The organism is Brachybacterium netajii (SeqCode), from assembly GCF_054114245.1.
Genome location: NZ_JBSYXB010000001.1, coordinates 232,597 through 256,841, shown reverse-complemented (window position 1 = coordinate 256,841; position 24,245 = coordinate 232,597). Strand labels below are relative to the sequence as shown.

The 24,245-nt window shown below is 71.9% G+C and carries 23 protein-coding genes; 17 read left to right on the top strand and 6 right to left on the bottom strand.

What is annotated here, in order from left to right; translation table 11 throughout:
* Nucleotides 1-8 precede the first annotated feature (8 nt).
* The 6 genes from ACXET9_RS01135 (at nt 9) to ACXET9_RS01110 (ending at nt 7,217) form a co-directional block, all read left to right on the top strand.
* Nucleotides 9-938 (top strand): ABC transporter permease, encoded by a 930-nt coding sequence (locus ACXET9_RS01135; RefSeq protein ID WP_457884965.1) that lies wholly within the window; start codon nt 9-11, stop codon nt 936-938.
* On the top strand, nt 928-1,890 hold the full coding sequence (locus ACXET9_RS01130; protein ID WP_457884061.1) for an ABC transporter permease: 963 nt from the start codon (nt 928-930) through the stop codon (nt 1,888-1,890). Before ACXET9_RS01135 ends, ACXET9_RS01130 begins: the two co-directional genes overlap by 11 nt.
* Nucleotides 1,887-3,749, top strand: coding sequence for an ABC transporter ATP-binding protein (locus ACXET9_RS01125; protein WP_457884059.1), 1,863 nt, complete (start codon nt 1,887-1,889; stop codon nt 3,747-3,749). Before ACXET9_RS01130 ends, ACXET9_RS01125 begins: the two co-directional genes overlap by 4 nt.
* A gap of 144 nt (nt 3,750-3,893) precedes the next feature.
* Entirely contained in the window at nt 3,894-5,813 is a 1,920-nt protein-coding gene (typA, locus tag ACXET9_RS01120) for a translational GTPase TypA (RefSeq protein ID WP_457884057.1), read from the top strand.
* A gap of 260 nt (nt 5,814-6,073) precedes the next feature.
* Nucleotides 6,074-6,547 carry a hypothetical protein gene (locus ACXET9_RS01115; RefSeq protein ID WP_457884055.1) on the top strand — a complete coding sequence of 158 codons (474 nt, stop codon included), beginning with the start codon at nt 6,074-6,076 and terminating at the stop codon, nt 6,545-6,547.
* A 16-nt stretch (nt 6,548-6,563) separates the two neighbouring features.
* Nucleotides 6,564-7,217, top strand: coding sequence for a CDP-alcohol phosphatidyltransferase family protein (locus tag ACXET9_RS01110; protein ID WP_457884054.1), 654 nt, complete (start codon nt 6,564-6,566; stop codon nt 7,215-7,217).
* Here ACXET9_RS01110 and ACXET9_RS01105 read toward each other — a convergent pair.
* The gene (locus ACXET9_RS01105) at nt 7,129-7,437 is read right to left on the bottom strand and encodes a putative acetyltransferase (RefSeq protein WP_457884052.1); all 309 of its coding nucleotides are present in this window, start codon (nt 7,435-7,437) and stop codon (nt 7,129-7,131) included. The genes ACXET9_RS01110 and ACXET9_RS01105 overlap by 89 nt on opposite strands.
* A 150-nt stretch (nt 7,438-7,587) precedes the next feature.
* On the opposite strand from ACXET9_RS01105, the gene fdxA reads away from it, so the two are divergent.
* The 6 genes from fdxA (at nt 7,588) to pflA (ending at nt 14,219) form a co-directional block, all read left to right on the top strand.
* A complete protein-coding gene (gene fdxA, locus ACXET9_RS01100) occupies nt 7,588-7,908 on the top strand; it encodes a ferredoxin (protein ID WP_457884050.1) in 321 nt (106 codons plus the stop codon).
* Between the two features lie 5 nt (nt 7,909-7,913).
* Nucleotides 7,914-9,065 (top strand): succinyldiaminopimelate transaminase, encoded by a 1,152-nt coding sequence (gene dapC, locus ACXET9_RS01095; RefSeq protein WP_457884048.1) that lies wholly within the window; start codon nt 7,914-7,916, stop codon nt 9,063-9,065.
* Nucleotides 9,066-9,093: 28 nt separating this feature from the next.
* A complete protein-coding gene (locus tag ACXET9_RS01090) occupies nt 9,094-10,491 on the top strand; it encodes a citrate synthase (RefSeq protein WP_457884046.1) in 1,398 nt (465 codons plus the stop codon).
* A gap of 219 nt (nt 10,492-10,710) precedes the next feature.
* On the top strand, nt 10,711-12,948 hold the full coding sequence (locus tag ACXET9_RS01085; RefSeq protein ID WP_457884044.1) for a pyruvate formate lyase family protein: 2,238 nt from the start codon (nt 10,711-10,713) through the stop codon (nt 12,946-12,948).
* A 115-nt stretch (nt 12,949-13,063) separates the two neighbouring features.
* Complete coding sequence (gene grcA2, locus ACXET9_RS01080; protein WP_457884042.1) at nt 13,064-13,315, top strand: autonomous glycyl radical cofactor GrcA2; 252 nt, start codon at nt 13,064-13,066, stop codon at nt 13,313-13,315.
* A 118-nt stretch (nt 13,316-13,433) separates the two neighbouring features.
* Nucleotides 13,434-14,219, top strand: coding sequence for a pyruvate formate-lyase-activating protein (pflA, locus tag ACXET9_RS01075; protein ID WP_457884963.1), 786 nt, complete (start codon nt 13,434-13,436; stop codon nt 14,217-14,219).
* A gap of 7 nt (nt 14,220-14,226) precedes the next feature.
* Here pflA and ACXET9_RS01070 read toward each other — a convergent pair whose 3' ends face one another.
* From ACXET9_RS01070 to ACXET9_RS01060, 3 genes are all read right to left on the bottom strand, one after another.
* On the bottom strand, nt 14,227-15,171 hold the full coding sequence (locus tag ACXET9_RS01070; protein ID WP_457884040.1) for a hypothetical protein: 945 nt from the start codon (nt 15,169-15,171) through the stop codon (nt 14,227-14,229).
* 134 nt (nt 15,172-15,305) lie between these two features.
* Nucleotides 15,306-16,271 (bottom strand): 2,3,4,5-tetrahydropyridine-2,6-dicarboxylate N-succinyltransferase, encoded by a 966-nt coding sequence (gene dapD / locus ACXET9_RS01065; RefSeq protein ID WP_457884039.1) that lies wholly within the window; start codon nt 16,269-16,271, stop codon nt 15,306-15,308.
* Nucleotides 16,272-16,372: 101 nt separating this feature from the next.
* Nucleotides 16,373-17,395: a hypothetical protein gene (locus ACXET9_RS01060; protein ID WP_457884038.1), complete on the bottom strand. Its 1,023-nt coding sequence runs from the start codon at nt 17,393-17,395 to the stop codon at nt 16,373-16,375.
* A 49-nt stretch (nt 17,396-17,444) separates the two neighbouring features.
* Between ACXET9_RS01060 and ACXET9_RS01055 the strand changes: the two genes are divergently transcribed.
* From ACXET9_RS01055 to ACXET9_RS01040, 4 genes are all read left to right on the top strand, one after another.
* Nucleotides 17,445-19,250: an FAD/NAD(P)-binding protein gene (locus ACXET9_RS01055; protein WP_457884037.1), complete on the top strand. Its 1,806-nt coding sequence runs from the start codon at nt 17,445-17,447 to the stop codon at nt 19,248-19,250.
* The gene (dapE, locus tag ACXET9_RS01050) at nt 19,238-20,383 is read left to right on the top strand and encodes a succinyl-diaminopimelate desuccinylase (RefSeq protein ID WP_457884035.1); all 1,146 of its coding nucleotides are present in this window, start codon (nt 19,238-19,240) and stop codon (nt 20,381-20,383) included. Before ACXET9_RS01055 ends, dapE begins: the two co-directional genes overlap by 13 nt.
* Nucleotides 20,380-21,117, top strand: a complete 738-nt coding sequence (locus tag ACXET9_RS01045; protein ID WP_457884033.1) for an LOG family protein — start codon at nt 20,380-20,382, stop codon at nt 21,115-21,117. Before dapE ends, ACXET9_RS01045 begins: the two co-directional genes overlap by 4 nt.
* Nucleotides 21,118-21,350: 233 nt before the next feature.
* Nucleotides 21,351-21,521, top strand: coding sequence for a DUF3117 domain-containing protein (locus ACXET9_RS01040; protein ID WP_457884032.1), 171 nt, complete (start codon nt 21,351-21,353; stop codon nt 21,519-21,521).
* A 147-nt stretch (nt 21,522-21,668) separates the two neighbouring features.
* Here ACXET9_RS01040 and ACXET9_RS01035 read toward each other — a convergent pair whose 3' ends face one another.
* Complete coding sequence (locus tag ACXET9_RS01035) at nt 21,669-22,322, bottom strand: O-methyltransferase (RefSeq protein ID WP_457884030.1); 654 nt, start codon at nt 22,320-22,322, stop codon at nt 21,669-21,671.
* Nucleotides 22,323-22,492: 170 nt separating this feature from the next.
* Here ACXET9_RS01035 and ACXET9_RS01030 point away from each other — a divergent pair, with 170 nt between their 5' ends.
* The gene (locus tag ACXET9_RS01030) at nt 22,493-22,918 is read left to right on the top strand and encodes a translocase (protein WP_457884028.1); all 426 of its coding nucleotides are present in this window, start codon (nt 22,493-22,495) and stop codon (nt 22,916-22,918) included.
* A 194-nt stretch (nt 22,919-23,112) separates the two neighbouring features.
* Here ACXET9_RS01030 and ACXET9_RS01025 read toward each other — a convergent pair whose 3' ends face one another.
* Nucleotides 23,113-24,192: an Mrp/NBP35 family ATP-binding protein gene (locus ACXET9_RS01025; protein WP_457884961.1), complete on the bottom strand. Its 1,080-nt coding sequence runs from the start codon at nt 24,190-24,192 to the stop codon at nt 23,113-23,115.
* Between the last annotated feature and the right edge of the window lie 53 nt (nt 24,193-24,245).

Below are 24,245 nucleotides of genomic sequence, written 5' to 3'. Positions count from 1 at the left end.
TGACCGACGTGATCTGGTACATCGGGCGGCGCGTGCTGCAGATGATCCCCGTCTTCCTCGGCGCGACCCTGATCGTGTATCTGATGGCCTTCGCCACCTCCGGCGACCCCATCGCGACGATCGCGGGCGAGAAGCCGCTCTCCCCGGCCGTGGAGCAGGCGCTCCGCGAGCAGTACAACCTCGACAAGCCCGTCCTCGTGCAGTGGCTCATCTACCTGGGCAACCTGTTCCAGGGCGATTTCGGCATCGGCTTCAACGGCCGCCCGATCATCGACGAGATCACCGCGGCCTTCCCGGTGACCCTGCGCCTGGCGATCATCGCCGTGGTCATCGAGACGATCTTCGGCGTCATCGCCGGCGTGGTCTCGGGGCTGCGCAAGGGAACGATCATCGACACCAGCCTGCTGCTGGTCTCGCTGATCGTGATCGCCGTGCCGACCTTCGTCATCGGCTTCCTCGCGCAGTTCGTGCTCGGCGTGAAGCTCGGGGTGATGCCGGTGAACGTCGGCCGCGACCCGTCCTGGGAGAACCTGCTGGTCCCCGGCTTCGTGCTGGGCGCGGTCTCCTTCGCATACGTGCTGCGCCTGACCCGCACCTCGATCGCCGAGACCGTGACCGCCGACCACGTGCGCACTGCGACCGCCAAGGGCCTCTCGCGCGGCGGAGTCGTCACCAAGCACATCCTGCGCAACTCGCTGATCCCGGTGGTCACCTTCATCGGCGCCGACCTCGGCGCGCTCATGGGCGGCGCGATCGTCACCGAGCAGATCTTCAACATCAACGGGATCGGCTCGCTGCTGTTCGGCGCCATCAACGACCGCGAGGCGCCGCTGATCGTCTCCGTGGTGACCCTGCTCGTGATCATCTTCCTGATCACGAACCTGGTCGTCGACCTCCTCTACGCCGTGCTCGACCCGAGGATCCGCTATGCGAAGTGAACCCCGCGCCACCCCGACCGCGCGCCCGCGCGACGAGCACTTCGTCGCCCCGCTCGACGAGACGCCCCTGCAGGAGGTCGACGCCCTCGACACCACGCAGGCCCCGCGCTCGATGTACGCCGAGGCCGCCCGCTCGCTGATCCGCAACCCCGTCTTCATCTTCTCGGGCCTGCTGATCCTCGCCGTCCTCGTCGTCGCCGCCTTCCCGGGCCTGTTCACCGACCAGGACCCGACCTACGGCACCCTCGGCCAGGCGAACCAGCCGCCGAGCGCGGAGCATCCCTTCGGCACCACCCGCCAGGGCTACGACGTGCTCGCCCGCACCCTCTACGGGACCCGCACCTCGGTGACCGTCGGCTTCTTCACGATGATCCTCGCGACGCTCATCGGCGGCGTCGTCGGAGCGATCGCCGGCTACGTCGGCGGCGTCTTCGACGCGATCCTCTCGCGCGTCACCGACATCTTCTTCGCGATCCCGCTGATCCTCGGCGCCATCGTCATCGGCAACCGCTTCGACGGCATGAACGTCTGGGTGCTCGTGCTGGTGCTGGCCGTCTTCGGCTGGACGAACATCGCCCGCATCATGCGCGGCGCGGTGATGTCCGTGAAGAACCAGGACTTCGTCACCGCCTCGACCGCGCTCGGCGCCGGCGGCGTCACGAACCTCGTCAAGCACGTGGTGCCCAACGCGATCGCCCCGGTGATCGTCACCGCCACCGTGAACCTCGGCGTCTACATCGTCGCGGAGGCGACGCTGACGTTCCTCGGCGTCGGCCTCCCGGCGTCGACCGTCTCCTGGGGCGGCGACATCTCCAGCGCGCAGAGCGCGCTGCGCACGCAGCCCATGATGCTGTTCTACCCCTCGATGGCGCTCGCGATCACCGTGCTGAGCTTCATCATGCTCGGCGACGCCGTGCGCGACGCGCTCGACCCGAAGGCGAGGAAGCGATGACCACCACCGCGAGCAGCGAGCCGCTGCTGGAGATCTCCGACCTGGAGATCACCTTCTCCACGAGCTCCGGCCCCGTCCGCGCGGTGCGCGGCGCGAACCTGACCGTCTACCCCGGCGAGACCGTCGCCATCGTGGGGGAGTCCGGCTCGGGCAAGTCCACGACCGCCATGAGCATCGCCCGCCTCCTCCCCAAGAACGGGAAGGTCACGGGCGGCAGCATCCGCTTCGGCGGACGCGACATCACCGACGTCCCCGAGCGCGAGATCCGCGCGCTGCGGGGCAGCGAGGTGGGCCTGGTCCCGCAGGACCCGATGAGCAACCTCAACCCCATGTGGCGCGTCGGCTCCCAGATCAAGGAGGCGCTCGCCGCCAACGGCATCGCCCGGAACTCCGCCGCCTCCGCGCGCACCGTCGAGCTCCTCGAGGAGGCGGGCCTGCCGGACGCCGAGAAGCGCGCCGAGCAGTTCCCGCACGAGTACTCCGGCGGCATGAAGCAGCGCGCCCTGATCGCCATGGGCCTCGCCGCGCGCCCGCGGCTGCTGATCGCCGACGAGCCCACCAGCGCGCTCGACGTCACCGTCCAGCAGCAGATCCTCGACCATCTGGACACCCTCACCACCGAGCTCGGCACCGCGGTGCTGCTGATCACCCACGACCTGGGCCTCGCCGCCGAGCGCGCCCAGCACCTCGTGGTGATGTACAAGGGGCAGGTCGTCGAGTCCGGGCCCGCGCTCGAGCTGCTGCAGAAGCCCCAGCACCCGTACACCAAGCGGCTCATCGCCGCGGCGCCCTCGCTGGCCTCCCGCCGCCTGGTCTCCGTCGCCGAGCGCGAGCAGGTGCCCGAGCAGGCGCAGGAGATCGCCGAGGAGCAGGCCGAGGCCGCCGTCGGGACCGCCGTCGGAGCCGATGCGGCGTTCGGCGCGACGACCGATCCCGGCCAGCCGATCATCCGGGTCCGGAACCTGACCAAGGACTTCCCGATCCGCGGATCCGTCCCGTGGCGCAGCACGCCCTTCCGCGCCGTCGACGACGTCTCCTTCGACCTCGCGCGCGGCACCACCACCGCGATCGTCGGGGAGTCCGGATCGGGCAAGTCGACCGTCGCGCAGATGGTCCTCAAGCTGCTGACTCCGACCTCGGGCTCGGTCGAGTTCGAGGGCCGCGACATCACCGGCTTCGGCGGCGCCGAGCTGAAGGCCCTGCGCCGACGCGTGCAGCCGATCTTCCAGAACCCCTACGGGACCCTGGACCCGATGTACTCGATCTACCGCACGATCGAGGAGCCGCTGCGCCTGCACGGCATCGGGGATGCGGCCAGCCGCGAGGCGAAGGTCCGCGACCTCCTCGACAAGGTGTCGCTGCCCGCGGCGATGATGCGCCGCTATCCCAACGAGCTCTCCGGCGGACAGCGCCAGCGCATCGCCATCGCGCGCGCCCTGGCGCTGGACCCCGAGGTCGTCATCTGCGACGAGGCGGTCTCCGCGCTCGACGTGCTGGTGCAGGCGCAGGTCCTCGAGCTGCTCAACGACCTGCAGGCGGAGCTCGGGCTCTCGTACCTGTTCATCACGCACGACCTCGCCGTCGTGCGCCAGATCGCGGACCGCACCCTGGTGATGGAGAAGGGCCGCGTCGTCGAGCAGGGCACGACCGACGAGGTCTTCCACGCGCCTCGCGAGGAGTACACCAAGCGTCTGCTGGCCGCGATCCCCGGCGGCTCGATCCCGCTCGCGGGCTCCGAGACCATCGACGTGGAGGTCCCGGACCCTGCGCAGGGCACGGCCGATGACGAGCCCGTTGAGCCTCGCCCCGCGGCCGAGGACGGGCCCATCGACCCGTTCAGCGAGGCAGGTCACGTGTGATCCGCCCGTCGCCCTCGTCACCCCTTCTGGGGATGGCGGGGGCGTCCGGTTAGAATCGCTCCGGCCCTGGACGGGGTCGTGCCCCGGCACGGCCCGAGGCGCAGGACCGCACCCCTTCCTGCGACCTGAGAAGAGCTCCCGCGTATGACCCTCCGCCACCGCAACGACCTGCGAAACGTCGCCATCGTCGCCCACGTCGACCATGGCAAGACCACGCTGGTGGACGCCCTCCTCACCCAGGGCGGCGCCTTCGGGGACCACGAGAAGCACGACGAGCGGTCGATGGACTCGGGCGAGCTCGAGCGCGAGAAGGGCATCACGATCCTCGCGAAGAACACGGCGATCCGCTACACCGGCCCCTCGGCCGCGGCGATCGGCGAGCCCGAGGGCATCACCATCAACGTCATCGACACCCCCGGCCACGCCGACTTCGGCGGCGAGGTCGAGCGCGGCCTCTCCATGGTCGACGGCGTCGTGCTGCTCGTGGACTCCTCCGAGGGCCCGCTCCCGCAGACCCGCTTCGTGCTGCGCAAGGCGCTCGCCGCGAAGCTCCCCGTGATCCTCGTGGTCAACAAGGTGGACCGCCCCGATGCGCGCATCGACGCCGTCGTCGGCGAGGCCACCGACCTGCTCCTGGGCCTCGCCTCGGATCTCGCCGACGAGGTCCCCGACCTCGACCTCGACGCGGTCCTTGACGTGCCCGTCGTCTACGCCTCCGGCAAGGCCGGTCGCGCCTCCCTGAACAAGCCGGCCGACGGCGAGCTGCCCGACTCCGAGACCGTGGAGCCGCTTTTCCGCACGATCCTCGAGTCGATCCCGGCGCCCGCGTACGACGACGAGGTGCCGCTGCAGGCGCACGTCACCAACCTCGACGCCTCGCCGTTCCTCGGCCGCCTCGCGCTGCTGCGCATCAAGAACGGCGAGCTCACCAAGGGCCAGCAGGTCGCGTGGTGCACCCAGGACGGCACCACCAAGACGGTGAAGATCACCGAGCTGCTGGAGACCAAGGGCCTCGCCCGCGAGCCGATGACCCGGCCCGCGCGCCCCGGCGACATCGTCGCCGTCGCCGGCATCGCCGACATCATGATCGGCGAGACCCTCGCCGACGTGAACGACCCGCGTCCGCTGCCGCTGATCGCCATCGACGATCCCGCGATCTCGATGACCATCGGCATCAACACCTCCCCGCTCGCGGGCAAGAACGGCAAGGGCCACAAGCTCACCGCCCGTCAGGTGAAGGACCGCCTGGACTCGGAGCTCGTCGGCAACGTGTCGCTCAAGGTGCTGCCCACCGAGCGTCCCGACGCCTGGGAGGTGCAGGGCCGCGGCGAGCTCGCCCTGTCGATCCTGGTCGAGCAGATGCGCCGCGAGGGCTTCGAGCTGACCGTCGGCAAGCCCCAGGTGCTCACCCGCGAGATCGACGGGAAGACCTGCGAGCCCGTCGAGCGCATGACGATCGACGCGCCGGAGGAGTTCCTCGGCACGATCACGCAGCTGATGGCCTCCCGCAAGGGCCGCATGGAGACCATGAGCAACCACGGCTCCGGCTGGGTCCGCATGGACTTCACGGTCCCCTCGCGCGGCCTCATCGGCTTCCGCACCCGCTTCATGACGGAGACCCGCGGCAACGGCATCGCCTCCTCGTACGCCGACGGCTACGAGCCGTGGATGGGCTCGATCGAGTTCCGCTCGACCGGTTCCCTGGTCGCCGACCGCGCGGGCGTGGTCACCCCCTACGCGATGATCAACCTGCAGGAGCGCGGCTCCTTCTTCGTGGAGCCCACGAGCGAGGTCTACGAGGGCCAGGTCGTCGGCGAGAACTCCCGCAACGAGGAGATGGACGTCAACATCACGAAGGAGAAGAAGCTGACGAACATGCGCGCCGCGTCGGCCGACTCCTTCGAGAACCTGATCCCGCCGCGGAAGCTCACCCTCGAGGAGTCCCTCGAGTTCGCCGCCGAGGACGAGTGCGTCGAGGTCACCCCCGAGATCGTGCGCATCCGCAAGGTCGTCCTCGACCAGAACGAGCGCGGCAAGCTGCGCTCGCGCAACCGCGCGAAGTGATCTGCGCGGCGTGAGCTGACCGGCGTGATCCGCTCAGCGCGATCCGCTGAGCGCGATCCGCGCGGGCGCGAGTCCGACGACGCGGAAGCAGGGGCGTCCCGCCGGTGCGAGAGCACCGCGGGGCGCCCCTGCCGCATGCGGCGAAGACGCCCCGAGCGCGCCGGAGGCCTCGGGCGGGCCGGACGGACCGGGCGGCGGCCCGTGAAGGCACCCGGGCAGGAGCCGGATCCCGGGGACGGGGCATGGGGGACAATGGTCCGGTGACCTCGAGCCAGATGACGCCCCGCAGCCCGCAGCGCAGCCCGCAGACCGCCGTCGCGGCGCTCCCGCCCTCGACGCTCGGGGCGCGCCTCGGGCAGGCGGCGATGGCCGTGGTCCCCGCGGCGCTGTCGGTGGTCATCATGATCTCGATCCATCGCCTGCACGTGGACCCGCTCGGCGTCCGCATCCCGCTGGGACTTCTCCTCGGAGCCTTCTACCAGAGCACGACGTGCGCCTTCCTCTACGGCGTCACCGGCTCGCGGCTCCCGCTGGTCGTGCTGGGCTCGCTGTGGGGGATGTTCGCCGTGCCCTTCCTCGGCAGCGGAGCCGGCGGCGGCGTGCTCATGCCCGGCGCCATCGGCGATCAGGTCCAGCTCGCCGGATGGATCGTGCAGCTGCTGGGCGTCGGCATCCCCTTCGTCGCGGCGCTCGTCATCACGGTGCTGCGCCGCCTGCGGAGCGCGAAGGGATGACCCGCGAGGGCCGCCGATGAGGCGCGACGGCACGGGAGCCCCGGAGGCGGAGGGCCCGGGCGCGGAGACGCGCACCGGGAGGCCGGACTGGGCCACCGTGCCCAACGCCGTCACCCTCCTGCGGTTCCTGCTGCTACTCCCGGTCTGCCTGCTGCTCGTCCGGGGGCCCGACGCTCTCGCCGTGGTGCTGCTGCTGGTCTGGGCCTCGACGGACTGGGTCGACGGCCTCCTCGCCCGCGGCCTGGGCCAGACCAGCCGCACCGGAGAGATCATCGACCCGATCGCCGATCGGATCGGGCTCGCCGGGATCGTCCTGTCCCTCGCGCTCGCCGGGCTGCTGCCGTGGAGCGCGCTCGCGATCATCGTCGGCCTGGACCTGGCGACGGCCGTGCTCGCGACGACGGCCGCGCTGGGCGGGCGCCTCGGCGTCTCCTGGCTCGGCAAGATCCGCACCGCGGTGCTCATGACCTCGGTGTTCCTGCTCGCGGCCGCGGCGGCCTGGTTCCCGGACCTCCTCGGCGCGGTGCGCGCCGCGCTCTGGGCGGGGGTCGCCCTGCACGTCGTCGCGTCGGCCGACTACATCATCCGGGCGCGTCGGAGCGGCGGTCCGCGAAGGGATCGCGCAGGGGCGGGCGCCGCGGCGGGGGAGGGACCTCCTTCGCGGCGGTGACGAGCCCCCGCACGACGCGGGCCTCGCCGCGGCGGGTCATCACCGTGACCGTGTCCTCGTCGACCGCCCGGACGGTGCCGAGCGCGTCGGTCATCGACTCCCCGTGCGGCGAGGCCTCGGGGTCGATGCGGTAGCGCAGCACCACGCGGCGGCCCGGTTCGATGAAGGGCGCCCAGCCGGGACGCGGGAGCGGGCGGGGGGAGTCCGGGGCGGTGGTCACGTGCCGGAGGCTATCGCAGAGCAGTCCGTCGCAGCCTCGGACGGTGTTCGTCGCATCACGTCCGTGGCCCCCGATGAACGCCCGGGGGCGCTCGAGCGGCGGCGGGTGCGAGAATCGAGCCGTCCCCATCTCCGGAAGGAATCTGCCACCATGACCTACGTCATCGCCCTGCCCTGCGTGGACGTCAAGGATCGCGCGTGCGTGGACGAGTGCCCCGTGGACTGCATCTACGAGGGCAACCGTTCGCTCTACATCCAGCCCGACGAGTGCGTCGACTGCGGTGCCTGCGAGCCGGTCTGCCCCACCGAGGCGATCTTCTACGAGGACGACCTGCCGGACGAGTGGGCGGACTACTACAAGGCGAACGTCGAGTTCTTCGACGAGCTGGGCGCTCCCGGCGGTGCCGCCAAGATGGGCGTCATCGCCAAGGACCACCCGCTGATCGAGGCCCTTCCCCCGCAGGGGGAGTGATCTCCATGGCACGCACCGAGCGCCGGTCGCTGGCGGCCCGCCTGCCCGCCTTCCCCTGGGATGCGATCGCGGGCGCCAAGCAGCGCGCCGCCGCCCATGAGGACGGGATCGTCGACCTCTCCGTCGGCACGCCCGTCGACCCGACGCCGGCCTCGGTGCAGCGCGCCCTCGCCGGCGCCGCCGACTCCCACGGCTACCCGACGACGGTCGGCACGGCCGCGCTCCGCGAGGCCCTCGTCGGCTTCGTGCGCCGGCATCGCGCCGCCCCCGCCGCGACCGACGTCGACGCCGTGCTGCCGACGGTCGGCTCCAAGGAGCTCGTCGCCCACCTGCCCTTCCAGCTGGGGATCGGCTCCGAGGACGCCGTCGCGTTCCCCGACGTCGCCTACCCGACGTACGACATGGGCGCCCGCTTCGTCGGCGCCCGCTCCGTCCCGCTCGACGTCGTCGCGCTCGCCGACCGCGGCGACGAGGCGGTCCCCGCGGACGTGCTCGACCGCATCCGCCTGCTCTGGCTGAACTCGCCCTCGAACCCGACGGGCGAGGTGCTCTCGGCCGAGCGGATGGCGCGGATCGTCGCCTGGGCGCGCGGGCGCGGGATCGTCGTGGCCTCCGACGAGTGCTACGCGCTGCTCCCGTGGACCGTCGAGGACGTCCCCTCGATCCTGGACCCGCGCGTCAGCGGCGGGTCCCTCGACGGCGTGCTGTGCGTGTACTCCCTGTCCAAGCAGTCCAACCTCGCGGGCTACCGGGCGGCCTTCGTCGCGGGGGATCCGGCGCTGATCGAGGAGCTCACCGCGATCCGCAAGCAGGCCGGGCTGATGCTCCCCGGGCCCGTGCAGGTCGCGATGACGACCGCCCTCGGGGACGACGACGCGGTCGCCGCGCAGCGCGAGGTCTACCGCGCCCGGCGCGCGATCCTCGAGCCGGCGCTCCGCGATGCCGGCGGGGAGATCCGCGGATCGCAGGCGGGTCTGTACCTGTGGACGACCTTCGGCGAGGAGTCGATGCGCACCGTGGACCGCCTCGCGGGAGCGGGCGTGCTGGTGGCGCCCGGGATGTTCTATGGTGAGGGGGGCGGGGCCTTCGTCCGCGTCGCGATGACCGCGACCGACGAGAGGATCGCCGCCGCTGCCCGACGACTCGGGAGACTCTGACAGATCCGATCAGCACGACGGAGAGCACATGGATCACGCGACGCCGAACGCCCGCCTCACCTTCGGTGAGCACACCCTCGATCTTCCTGTCGTCCCCGCGGTCGAAGGGAATCCGGGCATCTCCATCGGCCCGTTGCGGAAGCAGACCGGCGCGGTCACCTACGACCCCGGTTTCATGAACACCGCCAACGCGAAGTCCGCCATCACCTATATCGACGGCGACGAGGGCATCCTGCGCTACCGCGGGTACCCGATCGAGCAGCTGGCGGAGAAGTCCAGCTTCCTCGAGGTCGCCTACCTCCTCATCAACGGCGAGCTGCCCACCAACGGCCAGCTCGACACCTTCGTCTCCTCGGTGGAGCGCCGCACGCTGCTCGACGAGCGCTTCAAGCGCCAGTTCGACGGCTACCCCCGCGACGCGCACCCGATGGCGGTCCTCCAGGCGGGCGTCTCCGCGCTGTCGACCTTCTACCAGGACTCCCTCGACCCGTTCGACGAGGAGCAGGTGCGCCTGTCCTCCGTGCGGCTGCTCGCGAAGGTCCCCACGATGGCCGCCTACGCGCACCGCGTCTCGCAGGGCCATGCGCTCCTGTACCCGGACAACCGCCTCTCCCTGATCGAGAACTTCCTGCGGCTGACCTTCGGGTTCCCCGTCGAGGACTACATCGCCGATCCCGTCGTCGTGCGCGCGATGGAGCAGCTGCTGATCCTCCACGCCGACCACGAGCAGAACTGCTCGACCTCCGCGGTCCGCCTCGTCGGCTCCGCGCAGGCGAACCTGTTCACCTCGATCTCCGCCGGCATCGGCGCCCTCTCCGGCCCGGCCCACGGCGGCGCCAACGCGGCCGTCATGGAGATGCTCAACACCATCCGCGACGAGCGCATCGACCCGCGCGTCTTCATGGAGAAGGTGAAGATCAAGGAGGACGGGATCCGCCTGATGGGCTTCGGCCACCGGGTGTACAAGAACTACGATCCCCGCGCCCGCTTCGTCAAGAAGATCGCCGACGACGTCCTCGAGCGCCTCGGCGTGCATGACGAGCGCCTCGAGCTCGCGATGAAGCTCGAGGAGATCGCCCTCCAGGACGACTACTTCGTCGAGCGGAAGCTGTACCCGAACGTCGATTTCTACACCGGCCTCATCTACAAGGCGATCGGCTTCCCGACGCAGATGTTCACGGTGCTCTTCGCGATCGGCCGCCTGCCCGGCTGGATCGCGCAGTGGCAGGAGATGGTCCACGACCCGGAGACCAAGATCGGGCGCCCGCGCCAGATCTACACCGGGCACGAGCGCCGCGACTACGTCGACATGGCCCAGCGCACCGGCACCACCGAGCTGCGGCTCGAGCAGCTCGCGAGCGAGCTCGAGGCGGAGCATCGCGCCCACCAGGAGCAGCTCGCGCAGGAGCGCCGCCTGGACCACTGACCGGCCCGCCGGCACGATCCCCGACGGCCCGCCCCGCTCCTGCGGGGCGGGCCGTCGGCTGTCCGCGCGACGGTCGGAATGTGACCGACGCCGCAGTTCAGCGGCTGTTTCCTCCGGGACCTTCTCCCCGGGGCCGACCCTCCGTGCGCTCCTAGGCTGGAGCCATCTTCGGAGGGCACGGACCCGACGGACCCTCCGACACCATCGAGGAGGCTCTCCATGTCGTCCGCCACGACCGATCGTCCCGCCGCCGACGCGACCCGTCCCGCGCCGGGCACTGCCACCGCACCGACGCCCGCCGCCGCTCCGGATGCCGCCACCGCCACCGCCACCGCCGCACCCGCGGCCGCCGCACCCGCGGCCTCCGAGGCCCCGTCGGCCGCTCCGGCCGATGCCTGGGCCGGCTTCGCCCCGGGCCCCTGGCAGGACGCGATCGACGTGCGGGACTTCATCCAGCGCAACTACACGCCCTACGCCGGCGACGCCTCCTTCCTCGCGGGCCCCACGGAGAAGACGCTGAAGGTCTGGGACCACCTCGAGAGGAACTACCTCTCCGAGGAGCGCCGTCGTCGCGTCTACGACGTCGACACGAAGACTCCCGCCGACATCGACGCCTTCGACGCCGGGTACATCTGCCCCGAGGACGATGTGATCGTCGGCCTGCAGACCGACGTCCCGCTCAAGCGCGCGATGATGCCCAACGGCGGCTGGCGCATGGTGGAGACCGCGATCAAGGAGGCCGGGAAGGAGCCCGACCCGGAGATCCGGAAGATCTTCACCCAGTACCGCAAGACCCACAACGATGCGGTCTTCGACATGTACACCCCGCGCATCCGCGCCGCCCGCTCGAGCCACATCATCACCGGCCTGCCCGACGCCTACGGCCGTGGCCGCATCATCGGCGACTACCGCCGTCTGGCGCTGTACGGCGCGGACTTCCTCATCGCCGACAAGCTGCGCGCGAAGGACGCCGTCGTCGCGGAGGGCTTCAGCGAGCACTGGGCGCGCTACCGCGAGGAGCACGCCGAGCAGATCAAGGCGCTGAAGAAGCTCGTCCGGCTCGGCGACATCTACGGCCTGGACCTGCGTCGCCCCGCCGCGACCGCGCAGGAGGCCGTCCAGTGGACCTACATGGCCTATCTCGCCTCCGTGAAGAGCCAGGACGGCGCCGCCATGTCCATCGGGCGCCTCTCCGGCTTCCTCGACGCCTACTTCGAGCGGGACCTCGCCGCGGGGACGCTCACGGAGGAGGGCGCGCAGGAGATCATCGATGCGCTCGTGCTGAAGCTCCGCATCGTCCGCTTCCTGCGGACCATCGACTACGACCAGATCTTCTCGGGCGACCCCTACTGGGCCACCTGGTCCGACGCCGGCTTCGGCGCCGACGGTCGACCGCTGGTCACGAAGACCTCGTTCCGTCTGCTGCAGACGCTGCGCAACCTCGGCCCGGCCCCGGAGCCGAACATCACCATCTTCTGGGACCCGGCGCTGCCCGAGGGGTACAAGGAGTTCTGCTCGGCGATCTCCATCGAGACCTCGTCGATCCAGTACGAGTCCGACGAGCAGATCCGCGGCCGCTGGGGCGATGATGCGGCGATCGCCTGCTGCGTCTCCCCGATGCGCGTCGGCAAGCAGATGCAGTTCTTCGGCGCCCGCGTCAACGCCGCGAAGTCGCTGCTGTACGCGATCAACGGCGGCCAGGACGAGGTCAGCGGCAAGCAGGTCACCGAGCCCGGCCTGTTCACCCCGATCGAGGGCGACGGCCCGCTGGACTTCGACGAGGTCTGGGAGAAGTACGAGCAGATGCTCGACTGGGTCGTCGGCACCTACGTCGAGGCGCTGAACATCATCCACTACAGCCACGACCGGTACGCCTACGAGTCCATCGAGATGGCGCTGCACGACTCCGAGATCGTGCGCACGATGGGCTGCGGCATCGCGGGCCTGTCGATCGTCGCCGACTCCCTCGCCGCGATCCGGTACGCGAAGGTCACGCCGGTGCGCGACGAGACCGGCCTCGTGGTCGACTACGTGACCGAGGGCGACTTCCCCGTGTACGGGAACGACGACGACCGGGCCGACGACATCGCTGCGACGATCGTCCACACGGTCATGCAGAAGATCAAGGAGAAGCCGATGTACCGGGACGCGATCCCGACCCAGTCGGTCCTCACGATCACCTCGAACGTCGTCTACGGCAAGGCCACCGGCTCCTTCCCCTCGGGCCACCGCGCGGGCACCCCCTTCGCCCCGGGCGCGAACCCGGAGAACGGGATGGACTCCCACGGCATGGTCGCCTCGATGCTCAGCGTCGGCAAGCTCGACTACAACGACGCCCTCGACGGGATCTCGCTGACCAACACGATCACCCCGCAGGGCCTCGGCCGCACCAAGGACGAGCAGGTCGCGAACCTCGTCGGCATCCTCGACTCCGGCTTCCTCATGGACGAGGACTGAGACTCCCCGGTTCCGCCGCGGCCCGCACGGGCCGCGGCGGAACCGACCCGCATCACCGATCCGCATCACCGCACTGCACTGATCCGTACCGCACCACCATCCCGAGGAGCACATCATGAGCGTCAAGACCTTCGACGAGCGCCTGGCCGCCATGCGCGCCGGACGCGCCGAGAACAACATGGAGGCGGGCCTCTTCCACGCCAACATCAACGTCCTGAACAAGGACACGCTGCTGGACGCGATGGAGAACCCGGAGGAGTACCCGAACCTGACGGTCCGCGTCTCCGGCTACGCCGTCAACTTCGTCAAGCTGACCCGCGAGCAGCAGCTCGACGTCCTCGACCGCACCTTCCACCAGGGAGCGTGACCCCGCCATGACCGCGACCGCGGTAACCTCCTCCGCCTCGACGACGCCGACGACCGGGCCCCTCGGGGCCTTCCCGTCGGAGCCGGCCGCCCGCCGCCTCGGCGCCGGGATCGAGGGCATGGCCGCGAGCGAGCTCGAGCGCGCCGACCGCCTCCGCGCGGTCCGCGCGGGCGAGGTCGCCTCGGTGCACTCGTGGGAGCTGGTCACCGCGGTCGACGGTCCCGGCACCCGGCTGACGGTGTTCCTCGCCGGCTGCCCGCTGCGCTGCGTCTACTGCCACAACCCCGACACCATGGAGATGCGCCGCGGGGAGGACGTCCCCCTCGAGGAGATCGTCGGCCGCATCCGCCGCTACCGCCGCGTCTTCCGCGCGTCGGGCGGCGGCATCACCCTCTCCGGCGGCGAGGTGCTCATGCAGCCCGCCTTCGCCGCGAACGTGCTGCGCGCGGCGAAGGAGATGGGCGTGCACACGGCGATCGACACCTCCGGGTTCCTCGGCGCCGCCGCCTCCGACGCCATGCTCGACGACATCGACCTGGTGCTGCTGGACGTGAAGTCCGGCGACGAGGACACCTATCGGCGCCTGACCGGGCGCGCCCTGCAGCCGACGATCGACTTCGGCGACCGGCTCGCGCGCCGGGGGACCGCCCGGGTCTGGATCCGCTTCGTCGTGGTCCCCGGCTGGACCGACGACGTCCGCAACGTCGAGCGCGTCGCCGACATCGTCGAGCGCTGGAAGGGCGTCGTCGACCGCGTCGAGGTGCTGCCCTTCCACAACATGGGCCAGGACAAGTGGGACAGCCTCGGCATGGCCTATCAGCTGCGCGACGCCGAGCCGCCGTCCCACGAGACCGTCGACCGGGTGCGCGAGCAGTTCCGCGCCCGCGGTCTCACGGTGTTCTGAGGGGCGCTCAGCCGCCGCTGACGAGCACGACCACGCGGTCGGCGTCGCCGCCCTCGGCGCTCGTCCAGGCCTCCGCCGCGTCTCCGCGCGCGGAGCGGTCCCACACCCGGCCCTGATAGCTGACCTGCACGACCCCGGCGTCGGCGGCCTGGGCGACGGCCCAGTTGGCGATCGTCCACCCGAGCTGCTGATCGCCGGAGGCGTCGATCACGAGGGCCGTCGGACCCGCGGTGCTCGGCACCGCGGGAGCGGCCTCGGCGGCGCCGACGAGAGAGGTCGTCAGCGTTCCTGCTTCCGTCAGCCGCGGGAACTGCCGCTCGAGCTCCGAGCGGACCGCCTCGGGGGAGGCGGCGGTGCCGGTCGCCTCGAGCGTGCACAGGAGGTTCGCCCCGGACTGCCCCGTCAGCGCGGAGGCGTAGATCCGGCCCTCCGTCTCGTGGTCGCGGTACGCCTCGGGATAGCCCGAGCGCTGCACCTGCTGGGCGACGTCGTTGATGTCGCCGCTCTCGTAGCCGTCGATCGCGACGAGCGCATCGTAGAAGGCGTTCGCGGAGTAGACCGGATCGAGGATCTCCTCCTCGCTGCCCCAGCCCTGCGAGGGCCGCTGCTGGAACAGGCCCAGGGAGTCGCGGTCGCCGTAGTCGATGTTGATCAGCTGCGACTCCTGGTACGCCGTCGTCAGCGCGATCGACGCGGCCCGCGGGGGGAGCCCCCGGTCCACGGCGACCGCGCTGATGAGCGCGGCGTTGGCGACCCGCTCGGTCGTGTACCGATGAGTCGTCCCGAGCCCCGACGCCACGCAGGTGCCCGCGTGGGCGGGGGAGCCGTAGCGCTGCAGCGCCAGGTACGAGCCGCCGGCGATGCCCCCGAGGATGAGCACCATCGTCAGCGGGATGAGCGCGCGACGCAGGGCGCCGCCGCCGCGGCGCCGCCGGGAGCGGGGCGCGCTCATCGGCGGGACGCCGTGGAGGCCGTGGACGCCGTGGAGGACGTCGGGAGCATCATCGGGAGCGCCATCGGGGGCGTCATCGTGGACATCACGCGGATCCGGGGGTGCGGCGGCGGGGACCAGGGCGGGCTCGGGGTTCAGTTCGCGTGCAGCGCGGCGTTGAGCTCGACGGTCTGGCCGGCGCGGGCGACGGCCTCGACGGCGCCGGTCAGCGAGTTGCGGCGGAACAGCAGGTTCGGGACGCCCGAGAGCTCGCGCGCCTTGACCACGTGCTGCTCGTCGGAGCCCGCCGCCTTCTCGCCGACGACGATGACCTTGGTGCCGGCGGTGATGTAGAGGCCGGCCTCGACCACGCAGTCGTCGCCCAGCGCGATCCCGACCCCGGCCTCGGCGCCCAGCAGCGACCGCCTGCCGATGCGCACGCGCTCGGTGCCGCCGCCGGACAGGGTGCCCATGGTGGAGGCGCCGCCGCCGACGTCGGATCCGTCCTCGACCACGACGCCCTGGGAGATGCGGCCCTCGACCATGGAGGTGCCGAGCGTCCCGGCGTTGAAGTTCACGAAGCCCTCGTGCATGACCGTCGTGCCCTCGGCCAGGTGCGCACCCAGGCGCACGCGGTCGGCATCGCCGATGCGGACCCCGGAGGGCAGGACGTAGTCGACCATGCGCGGGAACTTGTCGACGCTCAGGACCGCGGGCGTGCGGCCCGCGAGGACGAGGCGCAGGCGGGTCTCCTCGAAGCCGGGCACGGCGCAGGGGCCCTCCGACGTCCACACGACGTTGGTGAGCTGGCCGAACAGCCCCTCGAGGCTCTGCTCGTTGGGCTGGACCAGACGGTGCGAGAGCAGGTGCAGGCGCAGGTAGGCGTCGGAGGCGTCGGCCGGTGCGGCGGCCAGCTCGATCGCGCGGACGACGACCTCCTGGCGGGTCCCGCGGGCCTCGTCGGAGCGGGCGGCGGCGGCGAGCTGCGCGTGCAGCTCCTCAGCGGTCGGATCGGCCGGGGCCTCGCCCAGCTGCGGGGAGGGGTACCAGGTGTCGAGGGTCGAGCCGTCGGCCGCGATGGTCGCGAGGCCGATGCCCCAGGCATGAGTCGTCGTGGTCATGGGGAGAGTTTACGGAGCGACCGCGCCGGAGGGAGTGGAGGTTCCGTGTGCGGAAGCCCTCGCGCACCGGCGAGCACGGGTCCGCCGACGGCCGTGCCGCCTCAGCCCTCCGGATGCTTGGACCCGTAGCGTCCCAGCCACTCCGAGGCCATCGAGCGGCGCACCATCTGCTCGAGGCGGCGCATCCGCAGGTTCGACAGCACCGCCGCGAGCAGCAGCGCCGCCGCCGACGAGCCCAGCAGGACCCATCCCGCGGTCATGAACGACGGCTCGTCGCGGCTGATCAGCAGGATCAGGAGGATCGCGGCGCCGGTGAACAGCCCGATGATCGCGAAGGCCGTCAGGATCACCGGCCCCGCCACCATCACGAGCGCCACGCCGATCGACGTCGTCTGCAGAGCCCTCCGCATCGGGATGCCGCGGCCCAGCTGCCCCGGTCGGGAGACGGCCCAGTCCAGCATCGCCCGGTCCCGCCGACGCGTGGCGATCGCTCCGACGACGGCCGCGGCGATCAGCGCGACGAGTCCGACCGCGAGGGACGTCGTCCCGGTCAGCAGCGCATCGTCGCGGGCCTGCTCGAGCACATGGCCGAGACCGCCCTCCGTCCCGAGCGCCCGCAGGTCCTCGAGAGCGTTGTCCGACCGGGCGAACACGACCAGGGCGGCGACGACGACCAGCAGGAGCAGGATCTCGAGGGTCCGCAGCACCGTCGGCCGCGCCGCCCGCTCCGCCGCCGCGGCCGCATCGAGCTCGTCCGCGACGGTGTCCGTGCCCTCCTCGAGCATGACCCGCCGCTCATCGGCGAGGCGCACCACGAACTCGTCGAGGTCGTCGCCCGCGCGCAGCAGCGGCGCGTAGCGGGCCCGCTGCGCCGTCGTCAGCCAGGCGGCCATGACCGTCGCGTCCGCGGTCGCGCGCTCGTGCGGGAGACCGGCGGAGGCCGCGATCGCCCGCAGCCGCGCAGCTCGCCGCCCGCCCAGGAGCTGGGAGGGCGACTGCTGCAGATGCCGCGCCGGCGCCGGGCGGGAGCCGTCCGGTCCGGTCGCGCCCGGACCGGTCGCGCCCGGGTCGGAGGCGGGGTCATGCGGCACACCCGTCGGAGGGAAGGGACGCTCGTTCTCCATGGACCCATGCTCGCACGCGGACGCCCGCGGATCGCGGGATACTGGGCGGATGACCGAGACCGCCGCTCCCGCCTCCGACGCCGCCCGGACCCCTGCCTCCCTCGGGACCCTCGCGGTCGTCGGCGCCGGGCCGCGCGGCACGGCGATCATCGAGCGGCTCGTCGCGGCGTCGACGCTGCCGGACTGGCAGGGCCGCCTGACCGTGCACCTCATCGACCCCGCCGTCGGCCGCGGCGGCGCCGTCTGGCGCGAGGACCAGAGCGAGGTGCTGCTGATGAACACCACCACCTGCCAGACCACGCTCTACCCCGACGAGAGCTGCCATCCGACTCTGCCGGTGCCCCGCACCGCGACCCTCGCCGACCACCTCGCCGCCGAGGGCTACGCGCCCGCCGACTTCGCCTCCCGCGCCGCGCACGGCCGCTATCTCGCGCACGTCCTCGCCACCGCGGAGGCCGACGCCGATCCGTCCCGCCTCCGCATCGTCCGCCACCGCGCGGAGGCGGTCGACGTGACCGGCCCCGCCGACGGCCCCCAGCGGGTCCGCCTCGACGACGGCCGTGTGCTCACCGCCGACGCCGTCGCCCTGGCCCTCGGCCACCTGCCCACCGCCCCCGGACCGCGCTCGCAGCAGCTCGCCGACGCCGCCGACCGCCACGACCTCGTGCACATCGGACCCGCCAATCCGCTGGACGTCGACTACGCCTCGCTGCTGGGTCGCGAGGCCGTCGCGGTGCAGGGCATGGGCCTGAACTTCTACGACGCGATCGGGATGATCGCCGCCGCCGCGGGCGGTCGCTTCGTGCCGGCCGACGGCCCCATCGGCCTGCGCTACCTCCCCGGGGGAGGGGAGCCGCGGCTCGTCGTCGGATCGCGCTCGGGGATGATCTACCGGCCCAAGCCCGACCTCGGCGACGTCCTGCCTGCCCCCTACGCCCTGCAGGTGCTCACGCCCGAAAGGGTCCTCGAGCTGGCCGTGCGCCCGGCCGGCGTCGACCACGAGCGCGACGTCATGCCGCTCATGCTCGCCGAGATGCGCCGCGGCCTGCGCGGCATCGGCGCCGACGAGCTCGCGAGCGACGAGGCGCTGATCCAGCTGCTGTTCCCCTTCGGACGCCGCGGCGGACCGATCGCCGACGCCCATCGCCGCACCCTCGACGCGCTCCGTGAGTCCCTGCGCTGCGCCACCGCCCCCGACGACGCCTGGGTGCTCCTCTACCGGGCCCTGAACGCGCTGCGCACCCAGGTCAACCGCCTCATCGACCTCGGCGCGTACACCACCGACAGCGTCCGCCAGGACATCGACGGCCATCTGCGCAACGCCTTCGCCTCCTGGGCCTCGGGCCCGCCGGTGCTGCGCGTGCGCCAGCTGCTCGCGCTCGAGGAGGCCGGGCTCGTCGAGTTCACGGGACCCGGCATGCACCTCGACATCGACGAGGAGGCCGGCCGCTACGCCGTCCGGGCGGGGGAGGGACCGACGATCCTCTGCGACGGCGTCCTCGAGGCGCATCTGCCGCCGGTGGACCTCCCCGCCTATCGCAGCGCGCTGATCGGCGCCTGGCGGGAGCGCGGCGAGGTCCAGAAGGACTCCTGGGCCTCCCGCGGCAGCCGCCGTCGGATGCTCACGGGGTCGATCGCCGTCGACGGGCTGTACGCGCCGATCGCCCTCGACGGCACGGTCCACGAGCGGCGTCTCCTGGTGGGGGTGCCCGTGACCACCGCCCAGCCCGGGTCGGCGATCACCGCCGAGCCCGGCACCGGACCCCAGCTGCTGCGCCATGCCGAAGCGGTGGCCCTGCGTCTCGCGCGCGCCGGCGGAGCGCTGCCGCCGCAGGTGGCACGATGGGGCGCATGAGCACCCCCGCCGCTGATCCTGCCGTCGTCCCGGTCCTCGACCCGCGCGCCGACATCGTCGACCTCACGGCCGCGATCGTCGACATCGAATCCGTCTCCGGGAACGAGAGGGCTCTCGCCGACGCCGTCGAGACGACGCTGCGCGCGCACGCCCCGCACCTGGACGTGCTGCGGGACGGGGACACCGTCATCGCGCGCACCCTGCGGGGGCTCGACCGCCGCGTGCTACTCGCCGGGCATCTGGACACCGTCCCGCTCGCCGACAACCTCCCCTCGCAGCGGCGCATCGTCGACGGCGAGGAGATGCTGTGGGGCCGCGGCACCGTCGACATGAAGGGCGGCACCGCGATCCTCCTGAAGCTCGCGGTCGAGGCCGACGCCGCCCCCGTCGACCTCACCTGGATCTTCTACGACCACGAGGAGGTCGCCGCGGCCGACAACGCGCTCACCCGCATCGCCGCCGAGCGGCCCGGCCTGCTCGAGGCGGACTTCGCGATCCTCGGCGAGCCCACCTCGGCCGGCGTCGAGGGCGGATGCAAGGGCACCATGAAGCTCGAGGTCACCGCCCGCGGCATCGCCGCGCACTCGGCCCGCGACTGGGTGGGCGACAACGCGATCCACCATCTCGCCCCCGTCCTCGAACGCCTCGCCGGCTACGAGGCCCGGCGCGCCGTGATCGACGGGCTGGAGTACCGCGAGTGCCTCAACGCCGTCGCGATCTCCGGCGGCATCGCGGGCAACGTCATCCCCGACCGCGCGAGCGCGACCCTCAACTACCGCTTCGCCCCCGACACCAGCCCCGAGCAGGCGGAGGCGCACGTGCGCGAGCTCCTGACCGGGCTCGAGGTCGACATCCGCGTCACCGACAGCGCCCCCGGCGCCCTGCCCGGCCTGGACTCGGAGGCCGCCCGCGACTTCCTCGCCGCACTCGGCGAGGACGTGCCGGTCGCGGCCAAGCAGGGCTGGACCGACGTCGCCCGCTTCTCGGCCCTCGGCACGCCCGCGGTGAACTTCGGCCCCGGCGACCCGCTGCTCGCGCACACCGACGACGAGCACGTCCCCCTCGAGGAGCTGCGCACCGCCCTGGAGGGCCTGCGCCGCTTCCTCGCCCCCGCGACTACCCTCGTCCCATGACTCCCGAGGAACGCGAACGTCACCGTCGAGGCCCCGTCACGCTGGGCGGCGAGCAGCGGCCCGCGCGCACGACCGATCAGAGCCTGCTCGAGCCGGACCCGGAGGGGGACTGGCAGCACCGGGATCCGTGGCGCGTGCTGCGGATCCAGAGCGAGTTCGTCGAGGGCTTCGGCGCGCTCGCCGATCTCGGCCCGGCGATCTCGATCTTCGGATCCGCCCGGATCTCCTCCGACCACCGCGACTACCGCTGCGCGATGGAGATCGCCCGCGGGGTCGTCGACATGGGGTATGCGGTCATCACCGGCGGCGGCCCCGGGATCATGGAGGCCGGCAACCGCGGTGCGAAGGAGGCCGGCGGCGTCTCCGTCGGGCTCGGCATCGAGCTCCCGCACGAACAGGGCATGAACGAGTACGTCGACCTGGGCGTCGACTTCCGCTACTTCTTCGCGCGCAAGACCATGTTCGTGAAGTACTCGAGCGGCTTCGTGGTGATGCCCGGCGGGTTCGGCACCCTCGACGAGCTCTTCGAGGCCCTGTGCCTCATGCAGACCCACAAGATCAGCATGTTCCCCGTCGTGCTCGTCGGCCGCGACTACTGGCAGGGGCTCATCGACTGGGTGTCCACCGCGGTCCTCGACCATGCGCTGATCAACGCGGCCGACGTCGACCTCCTGCGCGTCGTCGACACCGCGGAGGAGGCGCTCGAGGTGCTGCGCGAGGCGGCCGCAGGATGACCGCCTACAGCCCGATGGTGCTCCTCCTGCTGCTGATCGCCCTGGTCACAGCGTTACTGATGGTCGTCGTGGCGCTCGGGAGAGCCGGTGACGGGGTGGCTCTCCCGCCCCGTCCGCGCCGTCGGCGCGCGACCAGGTCGCAAGACCTGAGATAATGGACACCGTACCCGGGCTGACCGAGGCCCCGTCCGGGGGGCCGGGCCAGGGACGCGACACCATCTAGGAGGCACGCCATGGCTGCTATGAAGCCGCGAACCGGTGACGGACCGCTCGAGGTCGTGGAAGAGGGACGCAGCATCATCATGCGGGTCCCGCTCGAGGGGGGCGGCCGTCTGGTCGTCGAGATCGCCGAGTCCGAGGCCGAGGCCCTGCGCGACGCCCTCGAGGGCGTCATCAAGGCCTGAGCAGGGCGTCACCTGACACGACGACGACCCCGCACCTCGACGGTGCGGGGTCGTCGGCGTCTTCATCGACGGACTCGGCGTCCCTGTCGGCGGACACCCCGGCGTCTCGTCGGCGAATCCTGCGGAGTGCGCTCGGGGCCGGGCGGCTCAGCCCCGCAGGACGGCGGCGAGCACGCCGTCGCCGCTGCCGACGAGCGCCGTCACCAGGTCCTCGGCCTCCGCGACGGTGCGCAGCAGATCGCGCACCGACTGCGTGACGACATCGCGGGAGGCCGGATCGGCGACGCGATCATGGTGCAGGGCGTGGGAGATGACGAGCACGCCGCCGGGGCGCAGCAGCCGCCGCGCATGGGCGAGCAGGTCCAGCGCATGCGGCGCATGCGCCGGGAAGGTGACCAGGTCGTAGGCGTGGTCGGTGAGGCGGCCGACGACGTCCCGCGGGGCACCGGCGATGGTGCGGACCCGATTCGAGCGGAGCCCGGCCTCCGCGAGGGCCTCGCGGGCGGCATGCTGGTTCAGGACCTCGGGATCGATCGTGGTCAGCACGCCCTCGGCGGGCATGCCGGAGAGCAGGTAGAGGGAGCCGACGCCGCTGCCGGTGCCGATCTCCACGGCCGAGCGGGCCTGCACGGACGCCGCCAGCAGGCGCAGCAGCGCCCCGGCGCCCGGGAGCACGGGATCGGTCCCGAGCTCGTTGCCGCGGTCGCGCGCGCGGGCGAGGACCCCGGCGTCGGGGAACAGCGTCGTCTCGTCGACGAACTCCTCGCCATGCGCCCAGCTGGCGACCTTTCCCGACGACATCGGACCACCCTCCTGCAAGCACTTCGGACGCTTAAGACTACGTCAGCCGAGGCCTTCTCCCGCCTCGCGATTCCTGTGACGCGGCTCAGCTCTCCTCTGCCATAATGAGTCGGCAGATCGCGCGTCGACCCGACGCGCGCGGACGAGGCCAGACGAGGTCAGGTGGACTAGTGAGCTTCTTGGGACTCAGCGGCTGGGAGCCCATCGTCCTGCTCGTCCTCTTCCTCGTGATCATCGGCCCGCAGCGCCTGCCCGAGTACACGCGCAACATCGTGCGCTGGGTGCGCCAGGCCCGACGCTGGGTCGAGGACTCGCGCTCGACGGTCGAGGACGAGATGGGCATCGCGATCGATGACCTGCGCAAGTACGATCCGCGCCAGTACGATCCGCGCCGTATCATCCGTGAGGCCTGGGGCGATACGAGCGTCGAGGACCTGCTGCCGTCCGAGGAGGCGCTGACCGTCGCGGCCGGCGGCAAGGCCAAGTCCGGTGCGAAGCCCGGATCCGCGAAGTCCTCCGCCGCGAAGGCGGGCGGGAAGAAGGCGAAGAAGGACGAGGGCCCCCAGCGGGCGCCCTTCGACCCCGAAGCCACCTGAGCCTCGACCCCCGAACGCACCGCGGCCCCGTGAGGATCTCCTCCTCACGGGGCCGCGTCGTCGGGCATGGGCTCGCGTCATCGGGCACGGGGCCGCGTCGTCGGGCATGGGCTCGCGTCATCGGGCGCAGGGCCGCGTCGTCGTGCGGGTCCATGGCCCGCGCAGCGTCCTGTCCGACGCCCGGGGCCGACGGCTCAGCCGCGGGAGACGGACAGCGGCAGCTTCATCCCGCCGAGCCCGCGCGGGCGGTGCGTGAGAGCGCGCGCGATCTCCCGCAGCGCGGTCGCGGCAGGGGAGTCGGGATGGGAGACGACCAGGGGGACGCCCGTGTCGGCGCCCTCGCGCAGCTCCGGCTCGAGCGGGATCCGGCCGAGGACGGGGACGTCGTGCTCGACGGCCGCCGTCAGCGTCGCCGCGACCCGGTCGCCGCCCCCGGTGCCGAAGACGTCCATCACCGAGCCGTCGGGGAGCCGCAGCCCGGCCATGTTCTCGATGACGCCCGCGATGTCCTGCTCGGTCGACGTGGCCAGCGAGCCGACGCGCTCGGCGACCGAGGCGGCGGAGACCTGCGGCGTCGTCACCACCACCATCTTCGCCTGCGGCAGCAGCTGCGCCACCGAGATCGCGACGTCGCCGGTGCCCGGCGGGAGGTCGAGCAGCAGCACGTCCAGGTCGCCCCAGTACACGTCCGAGGCGAACTGCTCGATCGCCCGATGCATCTTCGGGCCGCGCCAGACCACGGCCTGTCCCTCGGGCACGAACATGCCGATGCTCATGACGGCGACGCCGTGCGCCTCCGGGGGCATCAGCAGATCGGAGACCTTGGTGGGCTGATCGGAGACGCCGAACATGCCCGGCATCGAGAAGCCGTGGATGTCCGCGTCGATGACGCCGACGCTGAGCCCGTCGGCGGCCATCGCGGCGGCGAGGTTCGCCGTCACCGTGGACTTGCCGACGCCGCCCTTGCCGGAGGAGATCGCGAGGATGCGGGTGAGGGAACCGGGCTGGTTGAAGGGGATCTGACGGCGCCCCTGGCGGAGGCGCGCGGTCAGCTCGCGACGCTGCTCCTCGGTCATCGCCTCGGTGGTCACCTCGACGCGGCTGAGACCCGGGACCGTCGCCGTCGCCTCGGCGGTGTCGCGTTCGATCCGGTCGCGCATCGGACAGCCCTCGATCGTCACCAGCACCCGGACGCGCGCGGTGGCGTCCTCGTCGATCACGATCTCGTCGACCATCCCGAGCTCGGTGATGGGGCGGTGGATCTCCGGGTCCATGACCCCGTCGAGGGCGGTGCGGATCTGCTCGATGCGGGGGTCCTGCTCGTCGT